Below are 16,048 nucleotides of genomic sequence, written 5' to 3' on the forward strand. Positions count from 1 at the left end.
ATCAACATAGGTGTTGAATTCGCGACAAGCTAATCATTGAAGTGATGCCTGATCCTGGCCCGGGGAATTGCCTGAGAGGTAACATGGTTATAGGTATTAAAAGTGTTCAGCACTACTACGGGTTTGAATCCGTTCTGCTATAACCAGTAATTGGACAATAGATGTTTTCAATGGAGAGTTATTGCTTTATATGGAAAATATTGTTCCATCGGATGTTGAGATTGTTACCAATTTCGAGCTTAAAAAAAGTGAAAGCTGAACTAGATTTAATTTGGACGAAAAACAATGATCAAATAAATTCCGTTAAGCGACTTATATCCCCGTAACTTTGATTTCTTGATTGCAGAATGTGAAAAATATGAATATTTCAGGGTGCTTATTTTCTGAATCCTTCCCTGGATAATATTTAGGTTAAGTGTTTGTTATGGTGGGATGTATTATTGTGTATTGAGCCAAGGTTGAGGCTTTCAATGTTGGATGTATAAGGCTGAATCAGTCAGGGTGTGGCCGATATTATTAAATGTTAATCTGTGATGTGTTGAATGTATTTTAATGAGAATTCAATAGCAAGCTGAGGCGTTGTCGCATCCAGTTTTTATAGGTCGATATTATTTACAAGTGTATTTTTTATAGTGTAAGTATGGTTATCGGTTTGTGATTTGTGAGAACGTTGAGGTTCAATTGTTGTTTTTTGAATTTATACTGAATTATTTTGTAACTGTAGAGCTTGATAGGGCTTCAATAACACCTTTTTATGAGTTAATGACTTACAATGAGTAAAGGAAGGTGGGATTGTGACAGGCAGTGCGGAACTATGCTCATGCGTTATCTGAGCTGTTGATATTCCACATTTGTCATCTTGGTCTCCTTAGAGGCATAGTGTGTAACTTATGTTTGGCATGAGAAGAAAACAGTGAAAATTGACGACCTCAGATTATTTTTATCGGTTGTGGATCTAGGCAGCTTTGCCGCAGCCGCCAGTTCCATAGGTGTTCCAAGAGCCTATGTCAGCCGCCGTATTGGTGAGTTGGAGGCTGACTTAGGTAGCAAACTCTTTACCAGAACCACACGTAAGCTGACTCTGACGCCAACCGGAGAAATCTACTATCAGCAGCTGCTGGAGATTATTCCCAGATTAGAGTCGTTAAATGAGTCGATAAAGAACCAAAGGAATATGCCAACGGGCTCGGTCAAACTGGGTTTAATTGGCGATGCCGATATTGTCGCCCACAACCTGTTGCAGGAATTCCTTCGAACCTATCCGCTGATTACTTTGGAAACTCATGTAAGCAACCTGGGATACCACGATATTTTGACCTATGGTTTGGATGCCTGTGTTCATATAGGTGAGATGAAAGACAGCTCCTTTGTGGCCCGCCCTTTGATGAGAGGATTGCGAAAACTCTATGCCAGCCCGGATTATATCGCGGAGCATGGCATGCCCGCATCGATTGAAGATCTGGATAATCATGCCTTGATCATTCACCGTTTGGCTAACGGCGAGCTGGAAGATAAATGGACTTTTAACCAGGGCGAGTACCGCACCCATAGCCGGCTGATTTCCAACAATAGTTCCTACGTAAAACATGCTGTTATGAATGGGGCCGGTATCAGTTTGTTGGCTGAGCTGAGCGCTGCAGAACATGTTAAATCGGGTGAGTTGGTAGAAGTACTGCCAGAGTGTGAAGTTTATGTTGATGATGTTTGGTTGGTTTATCCCAGTCGCAAGGGGATGACCCATGCCGCCAGGTTATTGATTGACAGTATTATTGAGGAAGCACGTAAGTTGGATCTGTAGATTGTCACGAATTTCATGACATTGATGTGTAAATATATGTTATTGTTTTAGATATGGCCTGGTATTACTCTGTGCCGCAATTGATATAAGTAGTTAGGAAATTGCAGTGACAAGAGTAAAACCGACCGGGCTTAAGTTAAGTCTGCTATGCAGTAGCGTGGTATTCATGCTGTGGGGTTGTGGCAACAGTGAGCAGCCACAGGTCTCCTCGACTGCGCTTCCACTGGTTCAGGTGATGGAGCTACCGGCTCCGGTCAGTGATAGAGTGCATCAGTTCAGTGGCATTCTGGAATCAGACAAAACGGCTGAGCTGTCTTTTAGGGTGCCGGGCACACTGGAGCAGATCTTGGCTGATGAAGGCAGTCAGGTTAAAAAGGGCCAAGTCATCGCTCGTCTGGATCCCCATGATTTTCAGGTCAGTGTGATGGAGCTTGAGGCCAGACTCAGCGAGGCCGAGGCTGCACATCGTTTGGCTGCCATTGAACTTAAGCGGGTTCGCGCCGCTATTAATGATAAGGCGATAGCCGGGGTCAAATTGGATCGGGCTATCAGCGCCGAAGCCCGCGCCAAGGCGGGTGTCGAACTGTTGAAGCAATCTTTGAAAAAGGCCCAGGACTCTCTGGCCTATACCTCTCTCAAAGCTCCCTATGACGGCGTCATAGGTAAGCGCTTTGTCGACCGATATGAGCTGGTGGATGTTGGCACTCAGATAGTCACCATACATCAACCCACCACGCTTAATGCCGTGGTCGATGTCTCTGAAAGTCAAATTTGGAATCTACGCCAGGGCGCAAACGGTGAAGTCTCCTGGTTCAATGCTGAAGGTTCGGTTGCGGCCGAGATCACCCAGATTGCCAGTGTTCCCGATAGGCTCAAACGCACTTATGAAGTGACCTTTGCCCTGAAACAAGCACCCAAGCAGTTGGTCGCCGGAAAGGCTGTCAATGTGGCGGTGAGCTTACCTTACGCCAGCAAAACACCGGTGTTTTGTATTCCGGCGATGGCGGTATCCAGTCAAAAGAGTCAGCTGTATGTTAATCGGGTGGTGAATGAGCATGCCAAGGCGGTAGCGGTTAAAGCCATGAGTCAAACCGACGACTCTATCTGTGTTTCCGGCGAACTCCAGCAAGGTGAACGTATCATTTTGGCCGGTGGTGCCTTTGTGGAAAATGGACACAAGGTGGAGGTATTGGGCGAGGCGCAGGTTAAGTCATGAATCTGTCTACCTTTGCACTGAGACAAAAAACCTTTGTCATTTTTTTCACGATTCTTGGCATGATCGCCGGGATCTACTCCTATTTTGATCTGGGGAAGTTGGAAGACCCTTCATTTACGGTTAAAAGCGCGGTTATCGTGACTCTCTATCCAGGAGCCGATGCCAAGGAAGTGGAACAGTTGGTGACCGACAAGGTCGAGACCAAACTGGAGGAGATGGAGTCGCTGTGGAAACTGCGCTCACTGTCCCGTCCCGGTAGCTCGATGATCTTTGTTGATCTCAAAGAGAAGGTGAACTCTGACGAACTGCCGCAGCAGTGGGATTTGCTGCGCCGCAAAGTGGAAGATGTGAAGCTGGAGCTGCCGATGCAGGCGCAGATCAGCATAGTCCAGGATGAGTTTTCCGAAGTCTACGGCATGTTGTTTGCGGTCTATGGCGACAACATGAACATGGCGGAGATGAAAGACCACGCCAGGGAATTACAGCGGCGGATCAAGGCGGTTGATGGCGTGAAAAAAGTGCAACTGCACGGCATTCACGAGCAGGTGGTTAATATCCGCATCTCGGAAGAACGTCTGAGCGAAACCGGCCTGACCATGCTGCAACTGATCGATCAGTTGCAGAGCCAGAATATGCCAGTGACCGCCGGTGACTTTGATCTCGGGATTGAAAACCTGCGGGTAGAGCAGGGCGGCAGTTTCCAAACTGTGGATGATATTCGTAACGTCAGTATTCAAACCGGGATCAATGGTTTGAACTCGGCGGTGATCCGCCTGGGGGATATCGCCGATATCACTATGGACTATCAGGATCCTGCCACTACTTTAAGCCGTTTTAATGGCCAACAGGCGGTTACTCTGGCTGTGAGTCCGGTTAACGGTATCAATGTGGTTAGCATAGGCGACACCCTTAAACAGGTGCTGGCAGATTATCAGGCCGAATTGCCTGCGGGTGCCGGTATCGGGGTTATCGCTTATCAGCCGGAAGAGGTGCAGAAGTCGGTCAACAACTTCATCAGTAATCTTATTGAAAGTATTGTGATAGTTGTGGTTGTGCTGCTGATCTTCATGGGCTGGCGCAGTGCTTCGATTGTCGGTGCCAGTTTGTTGCTGACAATTCTCTTTACCCTGGTTTATATGAATTTGACCAATGTGGATCTGCAGCGGGTCTCCTTGGGTTCCTTTATTTTGGCCTTGGGGATGCTGGTGGATAACGCCATTGTGATAGTGGATCTGTTCCAGGCCAAGATTAAACAAGGGATAGAGCGTACCCAGGCGGTTATCGATAGCATCAAGGAGATGGCGGTTCCGCTGCTGGCGGCGACTGTGATTGCCGCTATGGGTACGGCGCCGGTATTGCTGTCACAAACCGACTCGGCCGAGTTCTCCTTGTCCATCGTCCAGGTGCTGTGCAGTTCACTGCTGCTTTCCTGGGTAATCGCCATGATAGTCACGCCGCTGATGTGCTGGTTCTTCCTCGGCACGGCCGTTGATGAAGACAAGGCGAAAGCCCCTTCTCGCTATTGGCTGATGTATCAAAATGCAGTTGATTGGGTAGTGGAAAACCCCAAGAAAACCTTACTGTATGTTGTCCCTTTACTGGTCGGCACCCTGTTGGCCGCACCGCTGCTGAAGGTGAACTTCATGCCGTCATCGGACCGGGCGATAGTGTTTCTGGATTACTGGTTGCCCAACGGTGGCCGCATAGAGCAGACCTCTGCCGATATGCGCAAGGTCGAAGCCTGGTTATTGCAGCAGCCAGAGGTGGAAAGTATCTCCAGCTCGGTCGGCGAGAGTGCACCGCGCTTTTCGGTGACAGTTGAACCCGAGCCGCTGGACTCCAGCTATGGTCAGATACTGATCAACACCCGCAGCTATGAGGATATTGAACCCCTGGTCAGTCGTGGTGATGCCTGGTTAAAGGCGCAATTCCCCTATGCCGAGCCGAGATTCAGGGATCTCAAACTGGCGACCAAGGATAAGTATTCGGTTGAAGCGCGCTTTATCGGCCCGGATCCCGAGGTGCTGCATCGCCTAGCCGATGAGGCAAAGGCTGTGATGGCAGCACACCCCAATCTCAAATATATTCGCGACGACTGGCGTCAGGAAAGCAAGGTGATGACGCCTATGGTCGACCTGCATGCGGCGCGCCTCGCCGGTGTAACCCGAACCGATATTGCCAATGCCATCAATCGGGTGACTGAAGGCAGCCAGGTGGGCACCATGAGGCATGGGGATGACCTTATTCCTATTAAGCTGCGCAGTGCCAACGCGACTCTGGAGCACTTTGAAAATATTCCGGTGCGCTCTTTGCTGGGCACTCACAGCGTGCCTATGGGGCAAGTGGTTGAGAGCATAGAGATCAAGGGTGAAGAAAGCATGATCTGGCGTCGCAACCGGCTGCCGGCTATTACGGTTCAGGCCGGAGTTAGCGGCGACACCGCATCCAATGTTCGTCAGCAGATTGCCGCCGAGATTGAAGCCATTGCCTTGCCGGCCGGCTACAAGATGGAGTGGGGTGGTGAATACTATGACGAGCAGCGCTCCATTGATGACTTGCTGGAACAAAATCCCAAGGCCACCTTGTTGATGCTGATCATTCTGGTCGCCATGTTCAATGCCTTCCGCCAGCCTCTGATCATCATGATCACCTTGCCGCTGGCCTCCATCGGCATTGTCTGGAGCCTGTTGTTGCTGGATAAACCCTTCGGCTTTATGGCGATAGTCGGCATGATCTGCCTCTCGGGCATGATCATCAAAAACGGCATTGTCCTGATGGATCAGATAGAGCTAGAGCGTCGTAACGGTTTGGGCATTGCCGAGGCGATCAAGGCTGCGACCTTGAATCGAACCATGGCGATCTCAATGGCGGCGTTGACTACGGCGCTGGGGATGATCCCTCTGCTTACCGATCGCTTGTTCGATCAGATGGCGGCCACCATTATTGGCGGTCTCACCGCGGCATCCGTGCTGTCACTGTTTGTAATGCCGGCCCTTTATCGCTTGTTTTATCACAGGGATGAACAAAAAGAAGCCGAACAACTTGAGTTGGCGGCCCCATCACAGCCTGTATTGACAGCCAAAGAGGTGAAGTAATGAAGAAGCATATTTTGGCTGCCATTGTCGGCGTAACCCTGGTCAGTGGTTGCAGCATGGCACCTGACTATCAGTTGCCAAGCGTGAAGGTCAGTGAGCTGTATTTCAATGCCGATACCCAAGGCGTGGCGGCTCAGGCCCTTGACTATCAAGAGTGGTGGCGGCAGTTCAATGATCCGCAATTGGATGCCTTGGTAGCCACGGCGCAGCAGCAAAACATCAACCTGAAAATCGCCGCCGAGCGGATCCGTTCGGCCCAGGCCTACGAAACGGCAGTGTCATCTTTGAAGTTGCCTTCGGTTTCTCTGGGCGGTGGTTATATGGATCTGCGGATCAGCGAGAACGATCCCATGATGGGGGGGGCAGTTTCCGGCGTCGACTTGCCCGACTCCCTCGGTGGCGGCAGTGTCAAATTGATGGACAGAGACCCCAATAGCAGCTTTCTCGGGGCGACGATAGCCTGGGAGGCCGATCTGTTTGGTCGCATAGATAGCCTGAGCCGGGCCGCAGAAATTCGGGTGGAGCAGGCAAGAATACTGAGAGCCAACCTCACCACCTTGATGACGGCCGAAGTCATAGATAACTATCTGCAATATCGCGGCGCCGAGGAGCGGATGCTGATCGCGGCCAAGAATATCAAGGAGCAGACAGAGGTGCTGGCACTGGTGGAATCGCTGGAGCGCCATGGTTATGGCTCCAGCCTGGATGTAGCCAATGCCAAGGCTGCGCTGGCGACGACCAAGGCGATGCTGCCCATGCTGGACTCGGCCAAGCAGGCACATCTGCATCGGCTGGCGTTGCTGCTTGGGGAGAATATCAACCAAACCCAGGCGCGTTTGACTGATGCCGCATTGCCGCAGATGCAGCAGTTGATCCCGACCGGGGTGCCTTCTGAATTGTTGACCCGGCGTTTGGATATCGCCTTGGCCGAGAGGGAAATTGCCGCCAAGAACCAGGAGTTGGGTGCCGCCATTGCCGCCAAGTACCCTAGCTTTTATCTGACCGGCGCCCCGGGATTATCGGCAGATCACTTTGACGATCTCTTCTCCTCAGGCTCCACCACTTGGGCGCTGGCGGCGGGGTTCAACTGGAATATCTTCGATGCCGGTCGGACTCAGGCCATGGTTGATATCCAGGAGAGTGGCTTTAAGACAGCCGTGATGAGTTACCAACAGACGGTCAATAACGCCATCAATGAGGTGGAAACTGTGCTGAGGCTTTACGGCAATAGCCAGGAATATCATAAGCATATAGCCAAGGCTGAGGCCCAGGCCGAGACGGCGGTGACCAAGGCCACCTCCCTGTATCGAGCCGGGCTCGAGAACCACTTGAGTGTGTTGAATGCCCAGAACGTCAAAAACAACATTCAGGATGCCGAAGTGGTGGCCAGGCTCAATACCGCCTCTACTGTTGTCACTCTGTATAAGGCGCTCGGGGGTGATTGGAGCTTGGAGCAAACCCAGTCGCAACGATAAGGCGTTGATCTTAGGTGCAGGGACTTTGTATGAGTCTATCCCTGCACCCGCTTTTTCCTGAGTGAACCGCTGAGTCTGGTCACACTGAAAATCACAGGAGTTATTGTGGAGTCGTTAAATACCCCGCCGGAAGATGCTGGCCGCCAAGGGCAAAATACCCAGCTGCAGGCCTGTGAAGAGTGCGGTTTGGTGAGTGCTTTTAGCGAGCCCAAACCCGGCAACAAGGTGAGCTGTCCTCGCTGTCATCACGGCTTACAGTCAGCCTTGAAGGCACCGTTTCAGCAGGTTTGGGCCTATGGCTTGGCGACCCTTATCCTGTTGGCCTTGAGCCTGGGATTTCCCTTTCTGTTTTTCAGTGTCCAGGGCTTGTCGCAAAAGGTCAGCCTCTGGGGCGCCTTGGTCAGCATGCATTATGCCAGCAACAGCATATTGGCGTTGGTGATCTTACTGTGCGTGGTGATCTTGCCGCTGATCTATATCCTTTTTGCCATGTGCATCTATCGCCTGGGTTATCTGGCGAGCCAAGGCAAGGCTGTGTCTTTAGGTTGGGCCAGAACCGGCAGCAAGCTTGTTTTCAAGTTTGAATCCTGGTTGATGGCTGATGTGTTTCTGGTGGGGATCTTGGTGGCCATGGTGAAGATCATCGCCTTGGCAGATGTCGGTTTTGGGCCATCTTTCTGGGCTTTTTGCCTCTACAGCCTGCTATTGGTGAAGTTTGTCTCCGTCATCGACAGCTCGTGGATCTGGGATCGTTTGTCACCCAGAGAAGAGATTGCCCAGGTCCATAGCGGTGACAGCCATCTGAATCACAACCATGATTCCTGCCATATCTGTGGTCAATTAAATCTGGTGTCGAGTAAAAACTGCTGCCGCTGCGGCGCCGGGGTTCAGCCTTATATTCCGCTGCAAAGTATGCAGACGGCCTGGGCTTTTTTGCTGGCCGCCGTGGTGTTTTATATACCGGCCAACTTCTATCCCATCATGTATACCATCAGCGTCGGGCAGACTGAAGCATCGACCATTATCAGCGGTGTGGTCTTGCTTTGGCATCTGGGTTCCTATCCTGTGGCCTCGGTGATTTTTCTGGCCAGCATAGTGATCCCTACCGCCAAGATCCTGTCTCTGGCTTATCTGTTTCGCCAGGCGGGCAAAGGGCGGGTTAAGGGCAAAGAGAGTCGCAATCAGTCGCTGTACCGGGTAACCGAATTCATCGGCCGCTGGTCCATGATAGATATCTTTGTGGTGGCTTTGTTGACCGCTCTGGTTCAGTTGGATGAGCTTATGGCCATCAAGCCGGGACCTGCGGCACTCTCCTTCGCCATGGTGGTGATCCTAACCATGCTGTCTGCCATTAGTTTTGACTCCAGGGTGCTCTGGAGTCAGTCAGGGCTCAAAAAGCGGGCCCATGAATAATATGAGTGAATCTATGTTAAATGACGAATTTGTCCGGGCCGAAGAGTCCCCAAGCGCCAAGGTGTCTGCCGTTTGGCTGATACCTATAGTTGCACTACTCATCGGCTGTTGGATGCTTTACGACTACTTCAATCAGCTCGGCAGTGAGATCAAGCTACACCTCAAGACCGCCGAAGGCATAGAGGTAGGCAAAACCTTTATCAAGTCGCGTAATGTCAATGTTGGTGTGATTGAGAGCATTAAGCTGAGCGATGATTACAGCGCGATTATCGCGACGGCAAGAGTGTCGCCGGACGCCGAGAGAATGCTGACCACAGACGCCCGCTTCTGGGTGGCAAAGCCTAGGATCGGCAAAGAGGGGATCACAGGACTGGATACCTTGCTGTCCGGTGCCTACATAGAGCTGGAGCCGGGAAGAACGGCCGTCGGCCACTATGAATTCAATGTGCTGGAGCATCCTCCGGTGGCCTCGGCTGATGAACAGGGCATCAGGGTAGTGCTCAATAGCCGTCAGGCGGGCAAGCTCGGTGTCGGCGACCCTGTACTCTACGAAGGCTTCACTGTCGGCAGAGTGGAAAGCACCGGCTTTGATAGCGATAAACGCCAGGCGTTTTACCAGCTGTTTATCAATAAACCCTATGATGAGTTGGTACGCAGCAACAGCCAATTTTGGCTGGCCTCGGGGCTGAATATGCAGTTGTCTGCCAAGGGGCTGGATCTGCAGGTGGGTTCTCTGGAGTCATTGCTCAGAGGAGGCGTCAGCTTTGGCTTGCCGGAGGGGCGTTTGGCCGGGGAAAAGGTTGAGGATGGTGAGGACCATTTCCGTCTCTATGACTCGCGGGAGCTGGCCAGTCAGAGTCTTTACAACCAGTATTTGGAATATGTCATGTTGTTTGATGAGTCGGTGCGGGGGTTGCATGAAGGCGCCAGCGTCGAATTCCGCGGTATTACCATAGGTAAAGTGGTCAAGGCACCGCTGACGTTGCAGCAGTATGGTGTTCATGGCGCAGGCCTCAGCAATGGCACCATTCCGGTATTGGTCAGAATTGAGCTGGCGCGGGTATTTGAAAACGCCGAGTCGGCGGGGCTTGAGCAGCTGCGCGCAGAAATAGACAGAGACTTGGGGGCGGGCCTGAGAGCGAGTCTCAAGACCGGGAGTCTGTTAACCGGCGCGCTGTTCATCGACTTGGATCTGTATCCGGATGCCAAGCCATACCAGGCCGGGACTTTTATGGAGTATCCACTGTTTCCCACCAAGCGTGCCGGAGTGGCCGAAATACAAAAACAGGTGGGGCAACTGATCAGCAAATTAAATAACTTACCACTGGAGAGCACTTTCCAGGGCGTCAACCATACCCTGGAAAACACCAGTGCCGCCTTGGCGCAATGGGACAAGGTGGGGCAAAAATTGGAGCAGTTGCTTAAACAACAGGAGATGCAGGCCTTACCGGGTGAGCTGCAAAACACGCTGCGGGAATTTCAAGGGATGGCGCAGGACTATGGCCAGGACTCGGCCATGTACGCCGAATTGCAATCCAGCCTGAAACAGCTCAAGGCTGTGATGCGGGAGTTGCAACCCTTGTCACGGCAACTGAATGAAAAACCCAATCTCTTGATCATGGGGGCAGATACTGCCGCCGATCCGACACCGAAAAAGGCCGATTGATATGCGAATTATCCTGTTTTCTCTACTGCTGGTATTGGCCGGCTGCTCCAGCCAACCCCAGGTAACCACTTACTTCTTGGGTAAAGCGCCGCAGGCAACTCCCGAAGCGAGAGCGACATCCCCTCTGCGCCAGTGCCAATGGCGCCTCGCCGGGGTGGAAATGGCCGACTTTCTGGCGGGTAATGGTTTGGTTTATCAGGTCTCAAACCATGAATTGGCTATCGCCCGTCAGCATCTGTGGGCCGGCGATATCAGTGAGCAGATAAAGGTCAAGATGGCGTCTTTATTGGCCCATGAATGCCCGCGTGAGGCCTCGGTCAATATACCGGCGCAGGAGCCATTAACCCTGACTTTACGTTTCAACGAGTTTCACGGACGATACAGCGGTGATGCCTTGCTGGGAGGCGATTGGCGCATCAGTAACTCTTCCGGCGAACAAGTGTTGCAGGCCGACTTTCATTATGACGTGCCCCTTGCTTCAGACGGGTACCCGGCGCTGGTGGAGAGCCTCTCCCTGGGGCTTGAAAAGCTGGCGCGGGATATTGATGCCGGACTTGAGAGCCTGAATCTCACTAGCGAACAGAGTTTGGCCTCCACGCGCTAAAATACCGTTGAACGCGGCCAACTTGCTGACTAATGACAGAGGTTTGCTGATGGTTTTTGCCTAACGCTATTTGGCTGGCGGCAGCTATGTGGATAAGCATAAAAATGCCTGCAATTGATGCAGGCATTTTTATCATCCTTAAACCACCGCCTTTGGCGGTATTGAGGGTTTCGGTTTAAGGTTTCATCGCCCAGGCGCGGAATGACTTGCCTTTGAGCTTGCGTTCGCTCAGTAATTTGACCGCGGTATTGGCGCACTCGCTGCGCACCGCCACATAAGACCAGATATCCTGAATTTGTATCTTGCCCACATCGGCGCCGGTCAGGCGGTTGTCGGCTGTGATGGCTCCAAGAATATCCCCCGGGCGCAGCTTATGCTTCTTGCCGCCTTCAATGCGGATGCAGCGCATGGCCGCTCTTATCGGCGCAGAGGAAAAACTGCCGGGCTGTGGCAGTTCGCTCATGGTTTGCGGGCCAAAGATATCCTCCAGCAGCGCCATTCGCATGCCATCTTTGGGGCCTACCAGGCTGATGGCCTGGCCCGAGGCACCGGCGCGGCCGGTACGACCGACCCTGTGCACATGCACTTCGGGATCGAATGCCAGTTGATAGTTGATCACCAGATCCAGGGCTTCGATATCCAGGCCCCTGGCGGCAACATCTGTGGCTACCAACACCACCACGCTCTTGAGGGCAAACTGCACCAGCGCCTGATCGCGCTCACGCTGATCCAGATCGCCATGGAGTGCCCGCACGCTGAAGCCCTGCAGCTCCAGGCTGTCGGCCAGCTCCTGGGTTTCTCTTTTGGTATTGCAAAATATCACGGCACTCTCAGGCCTGTGGGCCAGTAGCAATGCTTCCACCGCTTGCAGCCTGGAGGTGGTGTCTGTCACTTCGATAAATTGCTGCGCTATGCTGAGTTGATCATGTTGCTGCTCCAACTTGATGCTGAGCGGCTTATCCATCATGGCGCGGGCCAATTCGGCAATCGGTTCCGGGAAGGTGGCGCTGAACAGCAAACTTTGGCGTTTGTCCGGCATATAGGCGCTTATCTGCTCCAGTGCATCGGCAAAGCCCATCTCCAGCATACGGTCGGCTTCATCCAACACAAGTTGCTGCAATTCGCCCAGATCCAGACGCCCCTTCTGCAGGTGGTCCAGTACCCGCCCCGGTGTGCCAACTATAATGTGCGCGCCATGTTCCAGTGAGCCTATCTGTGGCCCCACAGGCACACCGCCACACAGGGTCAGGATCTTGATGTTGTGAATGCCGCGGGCAAAACGGCGCAGCTCCTTGGCCACCTGATCGGCCAGTTCCCGGGTGGGGCAGAGCACCAGGGACTGCACCCGAAAACGTTTCACATTGAGTCGATTCAACAGCCCAAGACCGAAGGCCGCCGTTTTGCCCGAGCCGGTTTTCGCCTGAGCCAGTACGTCGCGGCCCTCAATAATGGCCGGCAGGCTGGCGGCTTGAACCTGGGTCATGGCGGTGAAACCAAGATCGTTCAGGGTGGCCAGCAGCGCGGGTTTCAACGGCAGGCTGGAAAAGGGTAAATCACTCAAGCTGTGTCCTATGGGCTCGCAAATGGAGCAAAAATGGTAAAGGGGCATTGTAACAGGCGGGGATGGTTTTTAGGCAGACTAATCTTGCGGCATTGAAAAAGCCCACTCAAGTGGGCTTTCAATCTCAGGCTTGATAGAGCTTAGCGCTCATTTCTTTGCCGGGAGCCGCGCGCTTGTGAGTCGCGTTGCTGTGATGCCCGGCCCTGGTTATTGCGCTGCTGGCCTGAGCCGTTATTGCCCTTGCCGGTGCCTTGCGGCTTACTCTCCTGGGAGCGACCGCCCTGAGGCTTGGCGTTTGCGGGCTTACGTCTGGCACTTGAACCCTCGGTCTTGGCGCCCTGGGCCGGACGACGATGGCGGTTTTCAGCATTGGCCGGCTTGTTGCCATTACCTTTATCCAGGTTGCCGCTGCGCTGGCCATCCTGATGCCCCTCTTTGGGCTTTTTCGGCTTCTTGGGCTTTTTAGGGCCTATCTTGTTCGGGTTGAGCCGCGATTCCGGCAAGGCTTCCTGAGGTTCGAAGCCATTGACGATTTCACGCTCGATAGTCTTGCCGATCAGTTGCTCTATGTCTTTGAGCTGCTTGAATTCTTCCGCACTCACCAGAGACACTGCCTGACCACTGGCACCGGCGCGGCCGGTACGGCCGATGCGGTGCACATAATCTTCGGCCACATTGGGCAGATCGAAGTTAACCACTTGTGGCAATTGATCTATATCCAGGCCGCGGGCGGCAATATCTGTGGCAACCAACACCTTGACCTTGCCACTCTTGAAATCCGCCAGTGCCTTGGTCCTGGCACCCTGGCTCTTGTTGCCGTGGATGGCGGCGGCGCCAATTCCTTTGCCATCCAGGTGCTTGGCCAGACGGTTGGCGCCGTGTTTGGTGCGGGTAAACACCAGTACCTGTTGCCACTTGTACTCTTTGATAAGCGAGGTCAGCAGCGCCGATTTTTTTGACTTGTCTACCGGGTGCAACTTCTGGCTCACCCGCTCGGCGGTGCTGTTGGCCGGCGCTACGGAAATCTCGGCGGGATCGTGCACCAAGCCCTTTGCCAGGCGGCGAATGTCGTCAGAGAAGGTGGCACTGAACATCAGGTTTTGCCGCTTGGCCGGCAGCAAAGCCAGAATTTTTTTGATGTCGTGAATAAAGCCCATATCCAGCATGCGGTCGGCTTCGTCCAGCACCAGCACTTCCAGCTGGCCGAATTTGACGGCATTTTGTTGGTACAGATCCAATAGGCGTCCCGGTGTGGCCACCAGGATATCGACCCCTTTTCTCAAGGTCTGCATCTGTGGGTTAATGGAAACACCGCCAAAGACCACAGAGCTACGCAGATCCAGATGCTTGCCATAGAGACTGACGCTTTCGGCCACCTGAGCGGCCAGCTCACGGGTGGGGGTCAGCACCAAAGCGCGGATATGGTTGCCCCGCGGACGAATACCACCATTGAGACGCTCCAGCAAAGGCAAGGTAAAGCCGGCGGTTTTGCCTGTCCCTGTCTGGGCGGCAGCCATCACATCCCGTCCCTGCAATACTGCGGGAATGGCCTGGGCTTGAATGGGGGATGGAGTGGAGTAACCTTGTTCGGCGACAGCGTTCAAAATCGGGGCCGACAGGCCCAGGGAGGCAAAACTCATGCAATCTTCTCAATTGACAGCGCGGAGCTGAGATATGGGAGCCGCAATGCACAGCGTTGCGGCGAAGGCGGCAAGCTTACAGCATTTGCGGCTAAAGTGCTAATTGCAGCCAACTTGAACCCTTTTATTTTACGCTTGTCTTAACTTTTACTGTTGCAAAGCAGCCGCTTAACCTATCTTGGAAAAGCAAGAGCCAAATTCAGGCCTCGACTCGGTGAGGTGTATGGGGGCAATAGAGCATATACAGGCGCAGGCCCTGCATCGCAGGGAGTATGCACTGGGCGTGATCAAGAATGTGCAGTCGATGTCCGCCATCGACACGGCACGGCTCTCTCTCGGGCTGAATATGCTGGCTCAACATGGCCGTATCGCCTTTCATTTCCACCCGGACAGAATCGACTCCCGCGGCTGGCCTGTGTTGGCCGGTATGCTGGCCGATGGTATTTATAAGACCCAGTTTGAAACCCGGGTATCCAACGGCAAACTCTCGCCTCAAGTTGGTGGTCCGCGAGATCATTGGGAAAACCAGCTGTTCGGTGACTGTTATCGCGGCGCCAGAGGGCGCCCCAAATACGGCGCCCTGGATCTGGGCATGCATCAAAACGGCCCCTCGGCCCGTTTCGGCAGCTGCTATCTGTTGTCATCTCCTGCGTTGTTGCATCGCTGCACATTCAGCTATCTGGACTCCTGCCGTGAGCCCAGGGAAAAAGGCACTGCGGCCTGCTTTGAAGATATTTTTGCTGCGCTGTTCAACGAGTGCTTTGAACGTAGTTCGGCATTGGGCGTAGGTCAGTTGCGCCCGGCGGCCTTGGTCGATTATCTGGTTAATGCCTTGCCTTTGGGGGTGGCAGCCAGGTTTGAGCGCCCCATGAGCGGTGACCTGGATCATTACATTGAGGCTCAGTGCCACGGTGAGCTGGTGATAGGTGAAGACTTGACTCATTTGGTGGCCGACCCGGCATTCAAAGGCACAGAGATGGAGATTCTGATGCAGCGCTTGTGTGACAAGTACCGACTGCAGTTGTGTTGGCATCAGGGCTATCAAATGCCGGTTGATGAGGTGCCGCCGGACTTTCGCGGCGCCGCCATGCCCAAGCTCGCCGCCTTGGTGGCACCGGATGGCCTGCTCGATGCCCGTCTGATAGGGGAAGCGGCGCTGGCACTGCATAAAGATCCGCAGCAGTGGCGCATGCTTGGCAATGAAACCGAGCTCAAACAGCAGCTCAAGTTGCTGTGGCATGTGCTGGTGCGTTTTGGTCACAGCCGCTGAGGGCACTCCATCTCTGGTCGGTTGTCTCGATTGAGCGGGGATTAGCCGTGAGTATGCACTGTGTGCTCACAGCGGTAGCTGCGCCATCGAAGCGAACTTCTAAACATTAAGTAGATTGTGGGGATGGCGTTAACCTGGGGTTAATCTGCTTGGCTTATGGTGCGTTTTTTTGATCTGGCGCAAATTTTGTGAGTCCGGTAACAGTTCCTGGGCAACGGGTTTCTTCCCTTGGCAATGCCTGCGATACTGCTTGCCTACCGAACGATTCGCCTTAGGTCAAGCTATTACCATGCTGCTTTGGCAGCAACAG

The 16,048-nt window shown here is 53.2% G+C and carries 10 protein-coding genes; 8 read left to right on the forward strand and 2 right to left on the reverse strand.

Going from position 1 to position 16,048, the window contains the following annotated elements; genetic code table 11:
* The first annotated feature begins 913 nt into the window (after positions 1 to 913).
* From CX650_RS06545 to CX650_RS06575, 7 genes are all read left to right on the forward strand, one after another.
* Positions 914 to 1,798: a LysR substrate-binding domain-containing protein gene (locus CX650_RS06545; protein WP_101095352.1), complete on the forward strand. Its 885-nt coding sequence runs from the start codon at positions 914 to 916 to the stop codon at positions 1,796 to 1,798.
* A 106-nt stretch (positions 1,799 to 1,904) separates the two neighbouring features.
* A complete protein-coding gene (locus CX650_RS06550; RefSeq protein WP_226684512.1) occupies positions 1,905 to 3,014 on the forward strand; it encodes an efflux RND transporter periplasmic adaptor subunit in 1,110 nt (369 codons plus the stop codon).
* Positions 3,011 to 6,109, forward strand: a complete 3,099-nt coding sequence (locus CX650_RS06555) for an efflux RND transporter permease subunit (protein ID WP_101095354.1) — start codon at positions 3,011 to 3,013, stop codon at positions 6,107 to 6,109. Before CX650_RS06550 ends, CX650_RS06555 begins: the two co-directional genes overlap by 4 nt.
* Positions 6,109 to 7,584 (forward strand): efflux transporter outer membrane subunit, encoded by a 1,476-nt coding sequence (locus tag CX650_RS06560; protein ID WP_101095355.1) that lies wholly within the window; start codon positions 6,109 to 6,111, stop codon positions 7,582 to 7,584. Before CX650_RS06555 ends, CX650_RS06560 begins: the two co-directional genes overlap by 1 nt.
* Before the next feature lie 105 nt (positions 7,585 to 7,689).
* The gene (locus CX650_RS06565) at positions 7,690 to 8,997 is read left to right on the forward strand and encodes a paraquat-inducible protein A (protein WP_229799984.1); all 1,308 of its coding nucleotides are present in this window, start codon (positions 7,690 to 7,692) and stop codon (positions 8,995 to 8,997) included.
* The gene (gene pqiB / locus CX650_RS06570; protein WP_229799983.1) at positions 8,990 to 10,663 is read left to right on the forward strand and encodes an intermembrane transport protein PqiB; all 1,674 of its coding nucleotides are present in this window, start codon (positions 8,990 to 8,992) and stop codon (positions 10,661 to 10,663) included. The genes CX650_RS06565 and pqiB overlap by 8 nt, the downstream gene beginning before the upstream one ends.
* Before the next feature lies 1 nt (position 10,664).
* Positions 10,665 to 11,267, forward strand: a complete 603-nt coding sequence (locus CX650_RS06575) for a PqiC family protein (protein ID WP_101095356.1) — start codon at positions 10,665 to 10,667, stop codon at positions 11,265 to 11,267.
* A 175-nt stretch (positions 11,268 to 11,442) separates the two neighbouring features.
* Here CX650_RS06575 and dbpA read toward each other — a convergent pair whose 3' ends face one another.
* A complete protein-coding gene (gene dbpA / locus CX650_RS06580; protein ID WP_101095357.1) occupies positions 11,443 to 12,876 on the reverse strand; it encodes an ATP-dependent RNA helicase DbpA in 1,434 nt (477 codons plus the stop codon).
* A gap of 92 nt (positions 12,877 to 12,968) precedes the next feature.
* On the reverse strand, positions 12,969 to 14,468 hold the full coding sequence (locus CX650_RS06585; RefSeq protein WP_101095358.1) for a DEAD/DEAH box helicase: 1,500 nt from the start codon (positions 14,466 to 14,468) through the stop codon (positions 12,969 to 12,971).
* Positions 14,469 to 14,691: 223 nt separating this feature from the next.
* Between CX650_RS06585 and CX650_RS06590 the strand changes: the two genes are divergently transcribed.
* Positions 14,692 to 15,738: a DUF3626 domain-containing protein gene (locus CX650_RS06590; RefSeq protein WP_101095359.1), complete on the forward strand. Its 1,047-nt coding sequence runs from the start codon at positions 14,692 to 14,694 to the stop codon at positions 15,736 to 15,738.
* Positions 15,739 to 16,048 lie beyond the last annotated feature (310 nt).

The organism is Shewanella indica, assembly GCF_002836975.1.
Classification (GTDB): Bacteria; Pseudomonadota; Gammaproteobacteria; order Enterobacterales; family Shewanellaceae; genus Shewanella; species Shewanella indica.